This window comes from Pediococcus stilesii, assembly GCF_001437075.1.
In the GTDB taxonomy this organism is placed as follows: domain Bacteria; phylum Bacillota; class Bacilli; order Lactobacillales; family Lactobacillaceae; genus Pediococcus; species Pediococcus stilesii.
Genome location: NZ_JQBX01000001.1, coordinates 32,946 through 53,921 on the forward strand (window position 1 = coordinate 32,946; position 20,976 = coordinate 53,921).

The following is a 20,976-nucleotide window of genomic DNA, read 5'->3' on the forward strand; positions in this document are numbered from 1 at the left end:
ATGGAGCAGTTCTCATTTACAATTACGGAAGATGAAACGGGACGCTTAGATAAGATCGTCACCAGTCACTTTCCAGATTTATCACGGTCGAAAATTCAAAAATTAATTAAAGATGAGCTCATTTTGGTTAATCATATGAGTACAAATAGTCGTTATAAGGTCAATGTCAATGACTCAATTGATGTGACACTACCAGATCCAGTTAAGGTGGATTTAATCCCTGAAAAGATGGACTTGGACATTGTTTATGAAGACCAAGATGTTATTGTCGTTAATAAACCGCAAGGCATGGTTGTCCATCCCGCACCAGGTCATGAACATGGAACATTGGTGAATGGCCTTCTGGCACATTCACCGTTAGCGACGATCAATGGTGAGCTTCGTCCAGGAATTGTCCACCGAATTGATAAGGATACCTCGGGATTACTAATGGTGGCCAAAAATGATCAAGCAATGCTTAGCTTAAGTGCCCAATTAAAGGCCAAAACAAATCAAAGAAAGTATTTGGCGATCGTTCACGGTAATTTTAAAGAAGAGTCCGGTAAAATTGACGCGCCAATTGGTAGATCTAAAAAAGATCGAAAGAAAATGGATATCGTAGAGGATGGGCGACCAGCCGTAACCCATTTTAAAGTTTTAGAGCGTTTTAACGACTATACGCTAATTGAATGCCAGTTGGAGACCGGACGAACTCATCAGATTCGTGTTCATATGAAATATATTGGACATCCGGTTGCAGGGGATCCGCTTTACGGTCCAAAAAATACATTAAAGGGGCCAGGACAGTTTTTACATGCTGCGCTCTTAGGATTTAAACATCCTGGAACTGATGAAGAACTTACTTTTGAGGTGGAACCACCACAAATTTTTAAAGACACTTTAGAGCAATTACGAAAGAAACATTAATAATGCTGATAAACGCTCCTGACAATCTTTATGTCAAGAGCGTTTATTTTGTTTAAAAACTTTTCTTTATGAAAATAATGATAGTGTTTTATTTTAATGTAAAACTAAAATAACTTTGTAATTCCGACTTGAAATAAGATTTACTGATATAATTAAGGTAACAATTTTTTGATTTATTAAGGAGGAGAAACAGGTATGGAAAAAGAAATTATGGACGCAATGGCAATGAAGCGCGCGCTAACAAGGATTACATATGAAATAATTGAACGCAATAAAGGGGTCGAGGACATTGTTTTAATTGGAATTAAAACGCGTGGAGTCTTTATTGCACGGCGCATTGCTGAACGTTTAAAGCAATTAGAAAACTTTGATATTCCCGTAGGTGAATTAGATATTGCCGAGTATCGTGACGACCAAAAAAGTTCCGCTGAAAAACGTTCATCTGAAGCTAATTCAAGCTTAGCACGCCTTGATTTAAAGGATCGAAAAGTTATTTTAATCGATGATGTACTTTATACGGGCCGAACCATTCGTGCCGCAATGGACGCAATCATGGATATTAATCGACCAGCTCAGATTAGTTTAGCCGTATTGGTTGATCGTGGTCATCGTGAATTACCAATTCGTGCGGATTTTGTTGGTAAGAATATTCCAACCGCTCAAAATGAAAAGATCAATGTTTCCGTTCGCGAAATTGATGGCGAAGACGTAGTTCTTTTAACAAATTAAGTAATAATAATTGTATGGAGGTGGCTATTCTATGGCAGACCGATATTTAATATTAGAAGACGGTTCCGTTTTTAAGGGCAAGGCTTTCGGGTCTCGAGCAACCACCTTTGGCGAAGTTGTTTTTAATACCGTAATGACCGGGTATCAACAGGTAATTACAAATCAGATTTATCACAACCAAATTATTGTCTTTTCACAACCGACGATCGGTGCTGTTGGAATTGATCGTTCTAGTTATGAGTCTGTTGATCCAACATGTAAGGGAGTTATTGTTCGTGATGTGGCGGCAGTCTCGATTAATCGTCGGCGGCGGTTATCGTTAGACGAATACTTAAAACGACAAAATATACCAGGTATTTCTGGAATCGACACGCGGGCTCTAATTAAAAAGCTCCGATCAACGGGGACGATTAAGGGGAGCATCATTGACCCTGTAAATGATTTGGAACATGCATTTGATCAATTACGGGCAATTGTTTTAACGAACCAACAGGTAAACCAAGTTTCAACGCCTAAAGCATTCCCCAATCCGGGAAATGGAAAAAATGTGGTGGTCGTCGATTTAGGTCTAAAGTACGGAATATTGCGGCAGCTTAGTCAACGGGATTGTAACGTGACTGTTTTGCCATATTCGGCAACAGCCGACAGCATTTTCAGTCTGGATCCAGATGGGGTTATTATTTCAACTGGCCCTGGTAATCCCAATGATCTACCAGCTCAGGTGATTGAAATGATCCAAACGGTTCAACGGAACATTCCCTTGTTTGCAATTGGCTTAGGGCACGAAGCTTTCGCCATTGCTAACGGATGCTCAATCAATGAATTATCTTCGGAGCATCATGGGTCCAATCATCCGATTTTATCAGTGATTACAGACGAAATTATGTACGCTTCGCACGGACAAGGCTTTACAGTTGATCCCGAAAGCGTTGATCGAAATGATTTGATTGTCACGCACTATGACTTAATTGATCGATCGGTCCAAGGATTGCGACACCGTGATTTTCCTGCTTTTAGTGTGCAGTTTTTCCCCGACAGCTCGCCAGGCCCAAACGAGGCAACCGAGCTATTTGACGAGTTCATGGAAATGATGACGACAAGGGGAGGACGCTAATATGGCAAGAATCCGATCTAAAAAGATCCTAATAATCGGTGCTGGTCCGACACAAGTTGGCCGCGATACCGAAAGCGAAGCGGCTGCCATTCAGATCATTAAAAATTTTGCCGAAGCCGGTCGAAATTTATACTATGTGACTAATGATGCTAATTCGATTATTCCGCAATTAAAATATGATGTTGAATTTCTTGTAGACGATTTGACTGTTAATAGTTTAATCCAAATTTTAAGAGAAAACGACATTGATATTATATTACCTGTGGTGGGGAACACGGTTGCACTACAATTATGCGAACAGCTCAATGAATCTGAGGTATTAAAAGAGCTTAACATTCGAACAATGGGTGTAACTACAACAACGATTCATAATATTAATAACCCCGAATTAATGAATAAGGTCCTTCGTCACATTAAAGAGCCAACGATCCCAACTACAGTGGTTGAAACTGCTAATAGCGCCATTAAATTTGCTAAAAGGGTGGGATTTCCGGTCTTGATCAAGCCGATCGCCTCGTTAACAAAAACCAATCGAATAAAATGTGATAACGAACATCAGTTGGTTGAAATGTTAGAACCGGCATTTAAAGTTTCAACCACCAACCAAATCGCCGTCGAAAAAAGCGTTGTGGGTTACAAAGAAGTAGAAATGACGGTTATTCGCGATGCGGAAGGATCTAAACTACTGATCAACGGGGCAGAAAATTTCAATCCTATTGGGGTACATTCAGGGGATTCAATTATCTTTAGTCCTACTCAAACTTTGACGGATATTGAGTTTCAATCATTACGAACAGCTGCTCTAAAAATTGCAGAAGTTCTAAAAATCAAGGGTGTATGTCACGTCCAGTTTGCTTTAGATCCCACCGATGGGAAGCATTTTGTCACTCGTGTTAATCCATTTTTTGATCGAACGTCGGCCTTTGCCGCCAGGGCTACGGGCTATCCGATTGCTAATGTTGTTTCTAAAATATTGCTTGGTCAAAGTCTACGCGAAATTGAATTATCAGGGGTTCAAAAACACGATTCATTAGCATTAATTGAACCGGCAATGGATCACGTTGCGGTTCGCTTTCCAACGTGGTCTTTTGCTAGTTTTAAAAATGCTGATCAAGAATTAAATACTAAAATGAAATCAACCGGGGCCGTAATGTCATTTGGTCGAAGTGCGGAAGAAGCGCTTCAAAAAGCCATTCGCTCGGTTGATTCGACGACGACTGCTGAGCAGGCCGCCTTGGATGAATCGGAATTAAGCGAGGCACAGTTAATTAATGTCTTAATTCACGCTCGAGCGGGCGAAGTCTACTATCTATTAGAAGCCTTACGGCGGGGATATACCGTGGACGAATTAGCCGAAATGACCCATATTGACGCATTTTATTTCTATAAGCTAAGACACCTCGTCAAACTAGAACGTCAACTACGTGAGCATCATTTTGATGCCGATGTCTTAAAAGAAGCTAAATATTTTGGATTTGGCGATACTCAAATTGCACATCTATGGGAGGTCCGCTCAGATCAAGTCCGAGAGTTTAGAATTAAACAGGCTAAGGTTTTTGCGACCTATAAGGGCGTTGAGCCCACGGCGGGTGAGTTCCCTTATCTCACAAATACGTATTATTCAACGTTTGAAGATGAAGACGAGGCAATTCGAACGGTAGGAAAGAAGATCCTAGTTCTTGGAACCGCTAATAGTCAAGTGGGGACGAATAGCGCGGCTGAATACACCACTTTTCAAACAATTAAAAGGTGTCAGGATCTTGGTTATAAAGTGATCTTAATTAATAATAATCCCAACGCGCTCACTTTTGTGCCAGATCTGGCCGATAAGGTCTATTTAGAGCCGTTGACGGTCGAAAACTGTCTAAATATCATTCATCAGGAGAAACCCGATAAAATTGTTGCACAGGGAAAATGGGAAATCGTGTCACAATTGGTTCTTCGTGGCGTTGAAATCGATCAATTACCATTAAGTCGAACCACACGTTCGGAAAACATTGACGCCGATTACATGGCAGTTGTTAGTGAAATTAATGGTCAAGCTAACCTATTTGGGATAATTGGAATTAACGATGAAAACATGTTTGTTCCAATTGAAGCTTCGCCTAAAATCAAACGGCAGTTCAAGGCGGTTGTAATGGAGGAATGTAAAAATCTAACCGCTAATGGAATTTATTCAATTATTTTACGAAAAAATGATGATCTTTTAGAAGTTTCCAGTTCGGTTCCGATGGCGATTCAAGATCTGCCATTTTTATCATATGTATTGAATCAAGATTTTGCCGGAATGATCACAGAAATCATTCTTACCGGTGCTTTCCAAATCAAAAATTATCCAATGATGGGTGCAAAATATCGCTATGCACATGTTTATCCATACGATCAATTTGGAATAAAACAGCCTCAGAACACACCATTTTCACTCGCAATTGGTGCAAAATTTTTATCAAACTAGCCAAAAAGCCCGTTACACATTAAAGCGTAACGGGCTTTTTGTTGACTGGAATTGAATTGATTTTGACGGTTAGACCATTAGTTGCTGGATTATTTCAGCCTTAGGCGTCACCTTCAGTGATTTTTGACCTTCGTAAATTACAAATCCAGGTTTTGAGCCATTAGGTTTTCGAATGTTTTTGACCGGAACATAGTCAACCTGTACCTTAGTGGCATTTTTAGCTTTAGAATAATAAGCAGCAATGCTTGCAGCTTCTTCAATTGTTTTTTCGGAAGGATCATTACTTTCAACAATTACGTGTGAACCAGGAATATCCTTAGCGTGTAGCCAATAAAAGTCTTTTTTAGCGGTTTTCATTGTTAACCGATCATTTTGAGTATCATTTTTTCCAACTAAAATGGTGGTTCCATCGCTGGATTTAAAGAGTTCTGGTTTACTCTTAACGGGTTTAACACGCTTTTTAGGATTATTATTTTTCTTTAAATATCCTTCATTTTCAAGTTCTACCTTAATTTCGTCAAGATCTTCTGGTTTAGCTAAATCGATTTGTGTTTCGATGTTATCTAGGAAATTAATTTCATTTTTTGTCTTACTAATTTGTTCAGTAACGTACTTAACGGCATTTTTTTCTTTCTGATACTTATTGAAATACTTTTGAGCGTTCTTCGAAGGAGATAGTTGATTAGAAAGGTTGATTTTAATCAATTTGTTGTCATCATAAAAATTGGGTAACTCTATCTCGGTCATTCCACGCGTAATCTGACTTAAATAGGTCGTAAGTATTTCACCCTTAATTCGATATGTGTCGGCGAAGTGGGTTTGTTCCATAGTCTGATCAAGTTTTTTTAATTTCTTTCGATTCTTTTTAAGCTCGTTTCGAACGACACGAATTAAATTATGACCACGTTGCTGAACACGATCCCGTTGGACCTTCTCATAAAAGTAACGATCTAACGTTTCAGAGAGACTATTAAATTGCTGAACATTTTTATCTTCAGTCAAAACGGGTTGAACTGCTGAAAATGATAATTTACCGTTGGGAGCATCATAAATGAAGCCAGTGCTTGCATCATATTGCGACAGGTAGTTCGTAATTGCTTCATCCACGTTCGAAGATGTCACCATTGAAAAAGCAAATTCTAGGGCAGAGTCTTTACTGAACCCTTGAAATTTTGATCGTAGTGCTTGTGCTAAAACTTCATAGTTTGGAAATTCTTTTTGTAGTTCTGTAAATTCGGTTATTTTAGCGGCAAACGGATTTTGCAAAGTTTGCGCTGGGGGAGTTATATATTGAGCTCCTGGAACTAACATTCGATACCGATTTTGGTCGGACGAAATGTGTTTAATCGTATCAATAATTCTTTTTGAACCGGACTCATAGAGAATTATATTACTACGCCGACCCATGATTTCAATTGATAAAATCATGTCTTCTTCATCACCAAGATCATTCCGATGAGAAAAATGTAAATTAATGATCCGGTCATTATCAATTTGAGTAATATCTTTTAAAATTGCACCATCAAGATGCTTTCTTAAGCTCATCACGAAATTACTAGGAGTGGCCGGATTAGTAAGCGCCTGTTCTGTAATCTGAACACGGGCATAGTTCGGATGTGAAGATAGTAAGAGCGCCCGATTTTTGCGGTTAGCTCGGATTGTTACAACCAGCTCGCCCTGGTAAGGTTGGTAAATTTTAGCAACTCGTCCTGTTTTTAATTGATTCGCGAGTTCGTTAACCATTGCGTGGGTAAATAAACCATCAAAGGCCATGATATCAGTCCATTCTATATTAAAATTAAGTATATTAAGTATAACGTTAATAAAATTAAGTTGCAAAAAAATCGTGTGTTGTATCATACAAGTTGTTTTATTGTATAATACAAGTGGAGGTGAATAAAGAGTGAAGGACAGTCTAGAAGCGCTCGATTTAATTAGCAAGAAACGTCAAGAAGTTATCAAAAAGAGCTGTCGAGAAGCAAACGGTACACCGGCGGACTGGAAGATTAGTAATTTTTTAAAGGATGAATTTTTGTCAATACAAGATCTATCTAAAATCAGTGGCTTAGATATTTCGACTTTAAGCCGCCAAGTTAAACGTTCGGTTGAAAAAAATTTAATCATGCGTTTACCAGGCCAATCGCGAAAATTTCAAACGACCAAAAAGGGCGCAATTTTTCGCTCTTACGTCAATGAGCAGGTACAACTTTTTGACCAAAAGCTTTTTGAAAATTGGTCCGATGAAGAATTGTCAATGCTTAACATTTTAACCAATCGCATTCTAAAAAATGCACTAAAATAATGGACTGGGTATCTATAAGACTTGTCCATGAAGCTGAAATTTGATAAACGACACAATAACGGTTGCGGGGTGTTTTCGTAAAACAAAACGAGCAACACTTCTATTCCATGTGTTAACGCTAAAAGTTATCTTAATTCAAAGGAATATCACTAATTTTGGATGCGTCATTATTGGTCATTAAAAAGTTAAATGCTGATATAATGGGTTTGGTTAGTTTGTAGATAAGCAATTCTTATTGTGGTATAGTATTTGTTATTGATTTAAAGAATGAAGTGGGTGTACTAATGAAAACAGCTATTGTTACTGATAGTACTAGTTATTTAACCGAAAAAGAAATTGAAGATAATCATATTACAATTGTTCCAATGCCCGTTATTATTGACGGAAAAATTTATAAAGAGGGCGTTGATATTACGACTGAGGAGTTTTATGACCGTTTAAGGACTTCTCAATCATTTCCAAGCACGTCCCAGCCACCACTAGGTGAAATGATCGAACTATACGAAAACCTTGCTAAAGAGGGTTACGATACGATCATTAGCATTCACCTAGCAAGCACAATTTCTGGATTTGTGTCTAGTTTAAAGGGACTAGAGGGTACCATTGAAGGTGTTAATTTAGTCGTTTACGATTCACAGCTAACGATTCGATTAATGGGAATTTTGGCCCTTGAAGCGGCTCGAATGGCTAAAGATGGTGCAGATGTTGATTCAATCATCAAACGATTGGATTATGTTCGTTCAACTTTCGAAGAATATTTCGTTGTTGATGATTTGCAAAATTTAGTCCGGGGTGGTCGCCTTTCTAATGCTTCCGGTTTTGTCGGTAGTTTGCTAAAAATCAAGCCAATTTTAACATTTAACGATGCACATGAAATCGTCGCTTTTGAAAAAGTTCGTTCACGTAAAAAAGCCATCGCCCGAGTAGAAACTCTGTTTGACGAGGCTTTGAAAAAGACTGATTATCCGATTCGGGCGTATGTAGTCCATGGAAACGATGAAAAATCGGCAATTAAATGGCGTGACAGTCTTGCCGAAAAATACCCGGGGATCCCATTTGAAATTACATATTTTGGTCCCGTAATTGGCACTCATTTGGGAGAAAAAGCTTTAGCGTTAATTTGGATGGTTGATTACACAAAGGCTTAACTAAATGATCGTTCCTACGCTTACCAATCCAATTCCAATAATTAGACTTGCTATTAAATAATTAATGGCAAGTTTTTTTGTTGTGGAATCCTTAAAAAGGGTTACGAATTCGTTTGAAAAAGTTGAAAAGGTTGATAGTCCTCCCAGCACACCGCTAATCAAGAGGGCCTTCAGCGGAGCACTGTGGAAATGGGTGCTAAAAATTCCGATTAACAGACATGCCGTCATATTAATGACAAAAGTGGCCCAGGGAAATTTTTGCCTTTTAAAGGCACTGTTTAACTGCATTGTTGCTAGCATTCGAATTACCGCACCGGTTGCTGTGCCAATTCCAATATAAAAAAGAAGCATCCTACCAACTCCCTCGATAATATCTTAATAGTTTTGTTCCGGACCATTGTCCTAGACTAGCGCCACCAATTGATAGCAATGTTGAAACTAAAATAAATCCAATTCCCATCACCATCGAACCAGTTTTAAATAAGTTTAAAAGGGTGAGTTGAAAGGTTGAAAAAGTTGTAAAGCCGCCCATTAATCCAGTAGTTAGCCCAACATTCAACGTATCCGGCGTATCCAAAAGTGTCAGAAAACCCCCGGTTAGACAGCCTAATAATGTGGATCCAATCACATTAATTAAGATTAACGCTAATGGCAATGTTCCGGTGTGAGCATCTAATCCGGACTGAATCCAAGATCGAATAATGCCTCCCAATGCGCCAAAAAGGGCGACACTAATTATTTTTTTAAGCAAAACAATCAAATCCTTTTTCCGAAAATATAATCCAAAAACAAAGATACCACAAACCCCGTTATTTGTGTGAAAGATTTCAGTATCATTACAATTAAGAAGTGATGATAATACAACCATATTACTTATGCTAAACTAATTTTAACGGTTTTAAAATCATAAAGGGGTTACTTGAATGTCAACATCATCATTTATACATATTATCTTATGGCTTTTAATCGGGCTAATTTGTTCGTACGGTCTAATTATTGATCAATTTCAACAAACGTTAATTGCACAATATACAGCACGCGTGTTAGATATTGCACTTATTATATCCGGACTTTTAATGGTTGTTCATACGGTTGCGATGTCACCATTATTGGTTTGGCTGCATTTTATATTAGAAATTATGACAATTGGATTATTCGACTTTTTACTTACGTATAAAAGAAAACAACGAACGCTGAAAAATAAATTTGCGCTGTTGATTCTATTTTTCTTTGGAGTTGCAACGATTCTTGGCTTAGTGGTTGAGTATCAGTACGGATAGTGAATTGATGGAGGAGCGTGAAAAGCGGTCCTTTTTATTTATTTTAAATTCTAGTTTACATAATATATATTATACAAAGTAAGTTAAAAAACAGAAAAATCACTCCTGAATGCGTTATGTATTTTATATCGTCTTAAATCGCTTTTGCACTTTTATTTAAAATTAAAATTCGCATTATCCGTAATCTTCGGTTGACTTTCGATGTTGTGAAAATTCGTTTGCAGTCCACTGAATTTTATTTTATCGATCTGAACAAGCAACTCTTTCTATAATTTTGCTTGTTCAACAAAAAATGCGTTTGGTCCTTACACTAAAAGCGTTTAAAATGCGTTATTAATGTGATGCACCGAATAAATTAACTAAAATAACACCAACTGTTATAAACGATATCCAAATTGCATAAGCAATATTCAATTATGGAAAAATTTGGTTCCTCAATAATACATAGTTATTCAAATAACCAAAAACCGTTTTCAAAAAATGGAACTTTAAATTTACAATCGCTATATATTTTTTAAAAAATATAACTTATATTATCTGTAAGTACCAAAAAACAATCAGGAAGTGATCATTTGCAATACAAATGTTTAATATTAGACCATGACGATACAGCCGTTGATAGTACGGCCACGATCCATTACCCCTCATTTATCGCAGCAACTTCAAAACTACGGCCAAATGAAAAGCCATTAACTTTGGATGAATTTATTGGTTATTGTTTTAATCCAGGATTTTCAAAACTCTGCACTGATATAATGAAGTTTACGCCACCAGAGCAGACGTATCAGCAAAAAGTTTGGCATGAATACACCGACGCCGTAGTCCCTACTTTTTTCCCCCACTTTATAAGTTTTTTGGAGGAATTTAAGAGAAATAACGGAATTATTACCGTTGTTACGCAGTCTGAATCAAAAGATATTTATAAAGCATACCAAAATACTTCTATAAAACCAGACGCCGTTTTTGGTTGGAAAAAAGGTCAAGACAAACGAAAGCCTAATCCGCATCCTGTAAAGAGAATACTTAGCGATTTTGAATTACGCCCTGAGGACGCAATTTTAATTGACGACTTAGAACCCGGTCTAAAGATGGCTTCTGAATGCAATGTACCAACTGTCGTTGCGGCATGGTCGCCCAAGCCAGCTTCCATCAGTTCTTTTTTAAAGACTAATCATGATCATTATTTTAAAACAGTCGATCAGTTAGCTAATTTCATTTTAAATTAGTCTTAATATGTAGATTTATCCAAGGGTAACCATAAAATTTATCGATTTCATATTTTCTAATAAATAACCAAAAAAACCAGAATAAATAGTCAAATTTAATATTGGGCTGACTAAATTGTTGATGAAAATTATCCTATTTAGTTGTTCTACGCCCTTGCGGCTTATCCAGACAGGAGAACCTCATTATCCGTATTGGACTTAAATTAATTCATGCCACTCAAAAAATTAAAGTTTGATTGGTTATAAATTAAACTTTAATGATACGCAATTGAAGGGTCTATTTTCTGCTACAATAATATTTATATATAGTTTATTTTTATTCATAATTAAGTTAGGAGTAGATTCACAATGGGTGAGCAAAAAAAGAAACTTTCGCTTGGTGCGTTAGTTTTGATGATTTTTACAACCATTTTTGGTTTTGGTAATACTCCCACAGCCTTTCAACAAATGGGTTATGGTGCGATTTTTTGGTACATAATTGGTGCCGTTTTATTCTTTATTCCGGCTGGTTTGATGTTTGCCGAATACGGTTCAACATTTAAAGAAGCTAAAGGTGGGATTTATTCATGGCTGGAGCAATCGATTGGTGAGAAATGGGCCTTTATTGCTACTTTCATGTGGTTAGCTTCATGGTTAATCTGGATGGTTATGATCTCACAAAAAATTTGGATCACACTTTCAACCATTATTTCTGGTCATGATATGACCAGCACCTGGTCAATTTTTGGATTAGATTCAACTTTGACGATCGGTCTTTTGGCAATTTTATGGATGATCTTTGTTACTTGGGCGACAACCCGTGGGATTGACACCCTTGCGAAGGTTTCTTCACTTGGTGGTTTAGCCGTTATGGCCATGAACGTTATTTTGCTATTAGCCAGTGTATTTATTTTAATTGCTAACCACGGCCAACTAGCACAGCCAATTCATCATTTAAGTGATTTTGCAACATCTCCAAGTGCACAATTCCAATCACCAATTGCCTTGATTTCATTTATCGTTTATGCGATTTTTGCATATGGTGGATTGGAATCAATTGGTGGTGTTACGGATAGTTTGGATAAGCCTGAAAAAACATTTCCAAAGGGTGTAATGATCGGTGGCGTCGTAATCGCCATTGGCTATTCTTTAGCAATCTTCCTATGGGGTGTTTCAGCTAACTGGCATACGGTTATCTTGGAACAAAAAGCTAACCTTGGAAACATAACTTATGTAATGATGGAAAATCTTGGGTTGGAATTAGGAAAGTCAATGGGAATGAACGCTACTAATGCTGCATTCTTGGGGACCCTATTCTCCCGTTTTGCAGGGGTCGGTATGCTGTTTGCGTACGTTGGTTCATTCTTCGTATTAAGCTATTCACCACTGAAATCATTTATCTTGGGTTCTCCAAAGGAACTATGGCCTAAAAAGATGACGGAATTAAATAAAAATGGTATGCCAGCCAATTCAATGTGGCTACAAGCAATCATTGTAATTTTCTTCATTGGTGGGATTTCCATTTTAGCAGCCATTACGCATAAAGAAGCAACTTTCTTCTACAATGTGCTGACTTCGATGAGTAATGTATCAACGACACTCCCTTACCTATTTTTGGTTGGAGCCTTTCCATTCTTTAAGGCTAAACCAGGACTTGACCGTCCATTTGAGGTATATCACAGCCATGCCTGGATGATCACAGTTGTAACGGTCGTTATGATTGCAGTTGGGGTTGGGGTAGTCTTTACCAGCATATCGCCATTCCTATCTGGTGATATGTTTACCGGACTTTGGACAATTGCTGGACCAATTTTCTTCGGTATCATTGCTTGGGCATTCTTGGTTCGAAGAGAGAAAAATAAAAATATTTAAATTTAGCAATAAAAAAGAGAACCACGGCAAATTAATTTTTGCGCGTGGCTCTCTTTTTTCATTAAATTAAAACGGTGCATCCTAGTTCCGATGCTTCTTTTGGAACGCTGACCGTCCCCCTGCTTCTTGAATCTGATAACGGAGTGGATTTTTCTTGTAAAATTGTTGATGGTACTCTTCAGCCGGATAAAATGGTTTTGCATCTTCAATTTTGGTGACGATTGGGTCGTCAAATATTTCTGATTTTGCCAGTTGCTCACGCGATTCCTCAGCAATTTGACGTTGTTCGTCATTGTTAACAAAGATTACAGGTCGGTAACTATCTCCTCGATCTTGAAACTGCCCCATGGCATCGGTCGGATCAGTCTGTTGCCAGTAGATCTGGACTAGTTGCCGGTAAGAAATAATTTCAGGATCAAACCTAATCAAGACCGCTTCTGTATGTCCCGTAGTATGGCTAGCAACTTGCTCATACGTTGGATTAGGGACATGTCCTCCAGTATAACCCGAGACGACCTTTATGATCCCTGGCTGCGTTTCAAAGGGTTCTACCATACACCAAAAACATCCTCCCGCAAAAATTGCAGTTTGTTCCATTTTAAATCACTCTCCCCATCTGTTAATTTATTTAATTAATTTTTTTAGGTAACCCAAATTATGCGCTTCTAGGTCATCATATGCAATAAACTTTAGTGCTGCCGAATTAATACAGTAGCGAACACCACCCTTATCGATTGGACCATCGTTAAAGACGTGTCCGAGGTGTGAATCGGCCGTTTTGCTCCGAACTTCCACCCGTTCCATCCCAAATTGCGTATCACGCTTTCCGATAATATTTTTAGGATCAATCGGTTGCGTAAATGCGGGCCAACCACAGTGGGCGTCATATTTATCCGTTGAACTAAATAGAGGTTCGCCACTGACAACATCAACATATACGCCCTTTTCGTAAAAATTATCATATTTGCCAGTAAAAGGCCGTTCTGTAGCTGCATTTTGAGTTACTTCATATTCTTCTTTGGTTAACTTTTCTTTTAAAGCATCTTGTTTTGAAATATTTTCCTTATTCATGCCGCCACCTCCATGTTTAGTTTTAGTCTAAACGTCTTTAAGATTAGTTTTCAATAAAATTGCTCAAAAGATTAAGAAAATGCAATGTCCATTGCTGATTTAGTGTCGAGTAATGTGAAACGATCAATAAGGATTTAAAAATCCCCCGCAATTAGAAATAAAATTCTTAATTGCGGGGGAAATAAATTAGACTTTAACAGATCTTTTTATGCAAAAGCATCCATCAAAGGAGGAACAACTTGTTTTTTCCGTGATACAACGCCAGGTAAATCAGCGGTATTATGATCACTAAGTTTAACATTGAAGGCTTTTTCAACCGTATCTTTTGGTTCGCCAACAACAAGTAGACGTGAATCACTAGATAAAATGTTAGTTGCTAGAAGTAAAAACATATCGTAATTGTTCTTCTGATTTTCTTCTTCCATTGTCTTAACAAGGGCAGCTTCACGACTAAATACATCGTCTAAATCAACTGTATTTACTTGGCCGATTCGGATGGTTTTACCACCCATTTCAAAGCTTTTAGCATCACCATCAACTAATTCTAGTTCCGTTTTGCTTGATAAATCAGTTCCAGCTTTTAGCATTTCTAAACCATATGATTCAACGTCAATATCGGCGATTTCAGCAAGTTCTCGAACGGCTTCACGGTCAACATCGGTCGTTGTTGGAGACTTAAGTAATAATGTATCAGAGATAATTGCAGATAGCATTAAACCAGCTAATTTTGCCGGAATTTCAACTTTATTTTCGTTAAAAAGTTTAGTTAAAATGGTGCTAGTGCAGCCAACCGGTTCAGCACGATAAAATAGAGGCTGTGCCGTTTCAAAATTAGCAATTCGGTGATGGTCAACAACAGCTGTCACCGTTACTTGATCAATGTCTGAAACACTTTGTTGACGTTCATTATGGTCAACAAGCATTACAGAGTCAACTTCATTTGCAACCGCAGTAACAACACGAGGCGTTGGCTCATCAAAGTGATTTAAGACGTAATTCGTCTCTGGATTTGGATTACCTAATGCAACCGCTTCAACATCTTCCACACCTAATTTTGTTTGTAGATAAGCAAATGCTTTTGCTGCAACAATAGCATCTGTATCTGGATTTAAATGACCAAAAACAAGTTGTTTACTCATTATTAAAACTCTCCTTTAGCTTTTATTAGTAATCATTTCTTCTAATCTATCAGTATACCCTTTTTCTTCAAGATATTGGTTAAATTCCGTCAAAAAGTTGTTGATTCGTGGAATACTATCCTTATCTTTTCTAAATACAAAGTCTAGATCAAACGTAATGACTGGATCAAATTTTGAGACAAAAGTGCCTGGACGACATTTGTGAGTGACAACGTAGGACTCAGGCAATGCTGTCGCAACCCCGGTTGAATCAGCGAAGCGTCGAATCTGGTCTGGTGTTGTAAAGCAAGCGATGCTATTGGGATTATCGACCAAAGCATTTTTATAAGCTTCCCTGATGACACCATCCAGGTAAAAACCAGCAGGATATGTAACCCAGTCGTAGTTTGTAGTTCTTTGTAACTTAATTCTTTTCTGCTTAGCAATTTTTTCATCATGGTGAATGAAAAGTAAGTTTTCACTAATGATTTTACGTGATTGATATGGCTTCCAATTTTTAATACTGTCGTCAGGAAGGTACATAATTGCTAAGTCGATTTGGTTGTTCTCAAGATTTTCCCAAATCTCTTTTCGGGTTAACATGTGAACGATAATTTTTACGCCAGGTTCTTTTTTGAAGTACGATGCAATAAAGTCTTCAAAAACGCGGGTCTCAATTGAAGCTAAAATACCAATTGAGATTTCACCCTGTCCAGCACTTGAAGATTGCTGTATCTCATCGGTGGCATTGTTAAGTACACGGTTAATTTCATGACTGGCACTGAGCATCGTATATCCAGCATCAGTCAAGCGTAGTTTTTTGCCAACTGAATAAAATAGTGGAGTACCAATCGCGCGTTCAAGTTTTTTTATCTGTTGAGTTAAGGCAGGTTGAGTAATACCAAGAATTTGGGCGGCTTGTGTATAGTTCATTGTATCCGAAAGCTGTAAAAAGTACGTTAAAGTTTTTGATGAAAAAATCTTTTCTTGTTTAGATCCCATATAAATACACCTCGGTTTATTTAAACTTTCATAACCTAATAGTTATTATAATAAGTTTAATATTAGTTACCGTAAAGGGCAAGTAATAACCCCTCTAAATTATTAAGATTTTGTAATAGTTGGATCTAACTCTTTTTCTCGCATTGATATTGGTGTTCCTTCAGAGTCAGTGTCAATTATAAAACTACCATTAGAATACCGTTCATTTAAGGGATGATCAGCCGGGATAATGTCGTGGAACATCCCTCTTGAAGTCAACACCTCCAAAGCTTGCCCCCGCTCGACAACCGCAATATCAATAATTCGATGAGGCTCTTTTTTCAACTCACGTAAGATTTGAACGCCGCGGCGTGCTCTGCTGGTTACGCTAACTTCCTTAACACGCATCTTTTTAAATGAGCCCCGGTTGGTAATTATGCCAATTTGATCGTCTTCGTCAACTAATACGAAATTGACAACTGCATCGTCTCTTAGATCCATCGACTTCACCCCGGCGGCACGCGCCCCCACCACGGGAATTTCTAATAGATCATATCGTAATCCATACCCATTATGACTGGCTAAGAAGATCGTTCCTCGGTGGCCTTTTTCGGATAACATCGCTACTTTTACCACGGTTGCGGCATCAGTCTTTAGTTTAATAAACATGGTGGCTTTTTTACGATAGGTTCGTCCGGGTTTAAAGTCAGCCAGTGCCGTTTGTTTAATATAACCATCACTGGTTGCAATTAGAAATGCAATTGGTTGCTTAAAGTCCTTGACGTTATAAGCTTCTAGGATTATTTCATCGTCATCTAGCCCAATGGTTTGAGAAATATGCTCACCCGTATCTTTCCAACGTGCTTCCGAAATTTCATGTACCGGACGATAGATTAGATTTCCCTTATTGGTAAACATTAATAAATGATCTAAGGTACTTAATTCTTTTTTAAATACCGCAAAGTCGCCATCCTTTAGTCCATCTTCTTCAAAAGAAGCTTTATACGACCGTAAACTGCTTCGTTTTAAATAACCTGACTGGCTAACTAAAACCATTACTTGTTCTTCAGGAACGGTGATGGTTCGATCAACAACCAATTCTTCGATCTGTTCTTGAATTTCAGAAAGCCTTGGTGTGGCGTACTTTTTCTTGATTTGTCGTAACTCACTGGACAATACCTTAGACAATTCGTTAGGGTTCTCTAAAATCTTATTATATGTTGCGATTGAATCGTTAAGCTGTTGAGCTTCCTTCTTTAATTCGGTAACGTCGGTATTGGTTAGACGATAAAGCTGTAAGGAAACAATGGCTTCGGCTTGTCGTTCTGAAAATTCAAAATTGGATACCAAATTTTGCTTGGCATCTTTTTTGTCTTTACTTCCGCGAATCGTCTTAATTACCTGATCCAAAATCGATAGCGCCTTAATTAAACCTGCAACAATATGCAAGCGATCCTCGGCCTTTTTTAAGTTAAACCGTGTTCGTTTTGTTATAACTTCTTTTTGAAACTCCACATAAGCTTGAATGATGTCTTTTAAGCCCATTCGTTCCGGGCGCAAGTGATTAATTGCTACCATGTTAAAGTTATAAGAAACCTGTAAATCGGTATTTTTAAAGAGGTAATTTAAAATTCCTTGGGCATCAACGTCTTTCTTTAACTCAATTGCAATCGAAAGCCCATCACGATCAGATTCATCCCTAACTTCGGCAATCCCATCAACTTTTTTCATTACCCGAATCTCGTCAATTTTCTTGACCAGCATTGCTTTATTGACTTCATATGGAATCTCTGAAATTTGAATCTGCTGCTTATTGCCACGTAATTCCTCGATCTTCGTTTTTGAACGAACAACAATCCGGCCTTTTCCAGTCTTATACGCTTGTTTTAATCCGCTTAGTCCTTGAATAATACCGCCCGTTGGGAAATCTGGACCTTTAACGAATTCCATTAATTTATCCAACGTTGGATTAGGATGCTTAATCATGTAAAGAACTGCATCAATTACTTCGCCTAGGTTGTGAGGTGGAATTTCCGTTGCATATCCCGCTGAAATTCCGGTTGCTCCGTTAACCAGAAGGTTTGGAAACCGCGCAGGCAAGACCGTTGGTTCATATTCCGTATCATCGAAGTTTAAAACCATATCAACGGTTTCTTTATCAATGTCATTTAACATTTCTTCGGCCGCTTCGCTCAACCGCGCTTCTGTATATCGCATTGCAGCTGGCGGATCGTTATCAATTGATCCATTGTTTCCGTGCATTTCAATCAGTGGGACGCGTAATTTCCAGTCCTGACTCATGCGAACTAACGCTTCATAAATGGAGCTATCACCATGTGGATGAAAATTACCCATTACATTTCCGACCGACTTTGCTGACTTTCGAAATGCCTTATCATGCGTATTTCCATCTTTGTTCATCGCAAATAAAATACGCCGCTGAACGGGTTTTAATCCATCCCGAACATCAGGCAAAGCTCGTTCTTGAATAATATATTTGGAGTACCGTCCGAAACGATCGCCCATAATATCTTCAAGGGTTAACTCTTGAATTTTTGATTGATTTTCAGCCATTTATTGACCCCCTTCTATTATTTATTCTTTTCTAAATCTAATTTAAGCTCTTCAAACGTTTCGGGATGTTCTATTTCAGTCCCCGTCGCGTCAGCTTGATCCTCTTCGTGTTCCGCTTTAATCGCTTCATTATCTAGCAAACTTCCGTCTTCTTCCATGGTAAAGGCCACGTTGCTTTCAATCCATTTTCGACGCGGTTCAACTTTATCGCCCATTAGAGTGGTTACTCGGCGTTCTGCTAACGTGTCGTCGTCAATTCGAACTCGAACCAAAGTTCTGGTTTCCGGATTCATGGTGGTTTCCCATAGTTGATCGGCGTTCATTTCACCTAAACCTTTGAAGCGTTGTAATGAAAAGCCGCGGCCCATTTTCTTACTAACGACTTCCAGCTCTTCATCCGTCCAGGCGTATTCAATCTTAGTTTTCTTATTGACCCCTTTTTGCAGTTTATAAAGCGGTGGAAGAGCAATATAAATCTTACCGGCATCAATCATTGGCCGCATATATTTATAGAAAAAGGTTAATAGCAAGGTTTGAATATGCGCTCCATCGGTATCAGCATCGGTCATAATGATTACTTTATCGTAATTACTATCGTCAACCTTGAATTCTGGACCTACGCCAGCTCCAATCGTATAAATGATGGTGTTAATTTCCTCATTTTTAACAATTTCCTGCAGTTTTGCTTTCTCGGTGTTTAACACCTTTCCTCGAAGCGGTAAAATGGCCTGAAATTTACGATTACGCCCTTGTTTAGCACTTCCACCGGCGGAATCTCCCTCAACTAGGAATAATTCATTCTTCTTTGAGTTTTTAGACTGAGCGGGCGTTAACTTACCAGATAAGATTCGTTCCTGTTTTTTCTTACGCTTACCGGTTCGAGACTCATCCCGAGCTTTCCGAGCTGCCACCCGAGCTTCCCGGGCGTTAATTGCTTTACGAACCAGCTGCTGCGCAAACTCCCCATTTTCCATAAGGAAAAATCCGAGCTGCTCACTGATAATTGCATCAACAATGGGCCGTGCTTCTGGCGTTCCTAATTTTTCTTTAGTTTGCCCTTCAAATTCCAATAATTCTTCTGGAACCCGAATTGAAATGACCGCGGATAAGCCTTCCCGAACATCGGAACCTTCTAAGTTTTTATCCTTTTCTTTAAGAAGGCCGACCTTACGAGCAAAGTCGTTAAACGCTTTGGTCCAACCAGAACGCATCCCTACCTCATGTGTTCCACCATCCTTAGTCCGAACGTTGTTAACAAAGGAAAGTACCGTTTCAGAATATCCGTCGTTATATTGTCCGGCTACCTCTACTTCAATTCCATTTTTAGTACCATCAAAGTACATAATGTTTCCAAGGGTATCTTTGTCCTCGTTTAAATACTCAACGAATTGCTTAATTCCCTCTTCATAGTAGTATTCTTCACTTTGTTCGTGTCCTTCTCGTTTATCGGTTAAGGTAATTTTAACTCCGCGAAGTAAGAACGCCGATTCTCGCAGTCGGACTGCTAGCGTATTAAAATTAAAGACAGTTGTTGTGAAAATTTGTTTGTCCGGTTTGAATGTGACAGTTGTTCCGTTTTTGTTAGTTGTTTTACCAACTTTTTTAAGGGTGCCTACCGGATGGCCACCATTGACGAAAGTTTCTTCGTATTTAACCTTATCGCGGACAATTTCAACGGTTAATTTTTCTGATAGCGCATTAACCACGCTAGCACCAACTCCATGGAGTCCCCCGGACGTTTTATATCCGCCCTGGCCGAATTTACCACCGGCATGTAGAACCGTAAAAATAACTTCCGGAGTTGGTTTACCAGACCGGTGCATTCCAACCGGCATTCCTCGTCCGTGATCGACAACCGTTATACTATTATCAGCTTGAATTATTACATTAATTTCTTTTCCGTATCCACCGAGAGCTTCATCGACGGCGTTATCGACGATTTCATAAACTAAATGATGCAGTCCACGACCATCAGTCGATCCGATGTACATCCCAGGCCGCTTTCGAACGGCTTCCAGTCCTTCTAAGACTTGAATGGATGAATCATCATACGATGTTTTTTTTGTTTTTGCCATGTATGTAACTCCTTTAAAATCAGTACTATCTATAATAACTTATTTTTAATCTGATGAAAACATTTCGATAAATGTTATAATACTGCATTGTTACTGTATTTATTATAATTGCAATAAATACTTAAAATTAAATCATATTTTTATAT

Annotated in this window: 18 protein-coding genes; 9 read left to right on the top strand and 9 right to left on the bottom strand. The window is 38.3% G+C overall.

The window, feature by feature from the left end; translation table 11 throughout:
- From IV81_RS00160 to IV81_RS00175, 4 genes are all read left to right on the top strand, one after another.
- Entirely contained in the window at positions 1-906 is a 906-nt protein-coding gene (locus IV81_RS00160) for an RluA family pseudouridine synthase (RefSeq protein ID WP_057801110.1), read from the top strand.
- Between the two features lie 195 nt (positions 907-1,101).
- On the top strand, positions 1,102-1,635 hold the full coding sequence (gene pyrR, locus IV81_RS00165) for a bifunctional pyr operon transcriptional regulator/uracil phosphoribosyltransferase PyrR (protein ID WP_057801112.1): 534 nt from the start codon (positions 1,102-1,104) through the stop codon (positions 1,633-1,635).
- A 31-nt stretch (positions 1,636-1,666) separates the two neighbouring features.
- Positions 1,667-2,749 (top strand): carbamoyl phosphate synthase small subunit, encoded by a 1,083-nt coding sequence (locus IV81_RS00170; protein ID WP_057801114.1) that lies wholly within the window; start codon positions 1,667-1,669, stop codon positions 2,747-2,749.
- A gap of 1 nt (position 2,750) precedes the next feature.
- On the top strand, positions 2,751-5,204 hold the full coding sequence (locus tag IV81_RS00175; RefSeq protein WP_057801116.1) for an ATP-binding protein: 2,454 nt from the start codon (positions 2,751-2,753) through the stop codon (positions 5,202-5,204).
- Between the two features lie 69 nt (positions 5,205-5,273).
- Here IV81_RS00175 and IV81_RS00180 read toward each other — a convergent pair whose 3' ends face one another.
- The gene (locus IV81_RS00180) at positions 5,274-6,977 is read right to left on the bottom strand and encodes an NFACT RNA binding domain-containing protein (protein ID WP_057801118.1); all 1,704 of its coding nucleotides are present in this window, start codon (positions 6,975-6,977) and stop codon (positions 5,274-5,276) included.
- A 130-nt stretch (positions 6,978-7,107) separates the two neighbouring features.
- Between IV81_RS00180 and IV81_RS00185 the strand changes: the two genes are divergently transcribed.
- Entirely contained in the window at positions 7,108-7,506 is a 399-nt protein-coding gene (locus IV81_RS00185) for a MarR family winged helix-turn-helix transcriptional regulator (protein WP_236696791.1), read from the top strand.
- 284 nt (positions 7,507-7,790) lie between these two features.
- The gene (locus IV81_RS00190; RefSeq protein WP_057801120.1) at positions 7,791-8,654 is read left to right on the top strand and encodes a DegV family protein; all 864 of its coding nucleotides are present in this window, start codon (positions 7,791-7,793) and stop codon (positions 8,652-8,654) included.
- On the opposite strand, the gene IV81_RS00195 is transcribed toward IV81_RS00190, so the two are convergent.
- Both IV81_RS00195 and IV81_RS00200 read right to left on the bottom strand, forming a co-directional pair.
- On the bottom strand, positions 8,655-9,005 hold the full coding sequence (locus IV81_RS00195) for a fluoride efflux transporter FluC (RefSeq protein WP_057801122.1): 351 nt from the start codon (positions 9,003-9,005) through the stop codon (positions 8,655-8,657). It abuts the gene before it with no gap.
- 1 nt (position 9,006) lies between these two features.
- The gene (locus IV81_RS00200; protein ID WP_057801350.1) at positions 9,007-9,405 is read right to left on the bottom strand and encodes a fluoride efflux transporter FluC; all 399 of its coding nucleotides are present in this window, start codon (positions 9,403-9,405) and stop codon (positions 9,007-9,009) included.
- A gap of 172 nt (positions 9,406-9,577) precedes the next feature.
- On the opposite strand from IV81_RS00200, the gene IV81_RS00205 reads away from it, so the two are divergent.
- The 3 genes from IV81_RS00205 to yjeM all read left to right on the top strand — a co-directional run bounded on the left by IV81_RS00205 (position 9,578) and on the right by yjeM (position 13,011).
- Entirely contained in the window at positions 9,578-9,934 is a 357-nt protein-coding gene (locus IV81_RS00205; protein WP_057801124.1) for a DUF1516 family protein, read from the top strand.
- Positions 9,935-10,506: 572 nt separating this feature from the next.
- The gene (locus IV81_RS00210; RefSeq protein ID WP_057801126.1) at positions 10,507-11,160 is read left to right on the top strand and encodes an HAD family hydrolase; all 654 of its coding nucleotides are present in this window, start codon (positions 10,507-10,509) and stop codon (positions 11,158-11,160) included.
- A 348-nt stretch (positions 11,161-11,508) separates the two neighbouring features.
- Positions 11,509-13,011 (top strand): glutamate/gamma-aminobutyrate family transporter YjeM, encoded by a 1,503-nt coding sequence (gene yjeM, locus IV81_RS00215; RefSeq protein WP_057801128.1) that lies wholly within the window; start codon positions 11,509-11,511, stop codon positions 13,009-13,011.
- 81 nt (positions 13,012-13,092) lie between these two features.
- Here yjeM and msrA read toward each other — a convergent pair whose 3' ends face one another.
- The 6 genes from msrA to parE all read right to left on the bottom strand — a co-directional run bounded on the left by msrA (position 13,093) and on the right by parE (position 20,830).
- The gene (gene msrA, locus IV81_RS00220) at positions 13,093-13,608 is read right to left on the bottom strand and encodes a peptide-methionine (S)-S-oxide reductase MsrA (RefSeq protein ID WP_057801131.1); all 516 of its coding nucleotides are present in this window, start codon (positions 13,606-13,608) and stop codon (positions 13,093-13,095) included.
- Between the two features lie 27 nt (positions 13,609-13,635).
- On the bottom strand, positions 13,636-14,082 hold the full coding sequence (gene msrB / locus IV81_RS00225; protein ID WP_057801133.1) for a peptide-methionine (R)-S-oxide reductase MsrB: 447 nt from the start codon (positions 14,080-14,082) through the stop codon (positions 13,636-13,638).
- Positions 14,083-14,288: 206 nt separating this feature from the next.
- Complete coding sequence (locus IV81_RS00230) at positions 14,289-15,221, bottom strand: manganese-dependent inorganic pyrophosphatase (RefSeq protein ID WP_057801135.1); 933 nt, start codon at positions 15,219-15,221, stop codon at positions 14,289-14,291.
- 15 nt (positions 15,222-15,236) lie between these two features.
- Positions 15,237-16,202, bottom strand: coding sequence for a LysR family transcriptional regulator (locus tag IV81_RS00235; protein WP_057801137.1), 966 nt, complete (start codon positions 16,200-16,202; stop codon positions 15,237-15,239).
- A 102-nt stretch (positions 16,203-16,304) separates the two neighbouring features.
- The gene (gene parC / locus IV81_RS00240; RefSeq protein ID WP_057801138.1) at positions 16,305-18,755 is read right to left on the bottom strand and encodes a DNA topoisomerase IV subunit A; all 2,451 of its coding nucleotides are present in this window, start codon (positions 18,753-18,755) and stop codon (positions 16,305-16,307) included.
- A gap of 17 nt (positions 18,756-18,772) precedes the next feature.
- On the bottom strand, positions 18,773-20,830 hold the full coding sequence (gene parE, locus IV81_RS00245; RefSeq protein ID WP_057801140.1) for a DNA topoisomerase IV subunit B: 2,058 nt from the start codon (positions 20,828-20,830) through the stop codon (positions 18,773-18,775).
- Positions 20,831-20,976 lie beyond the last annotated feature (146 nt).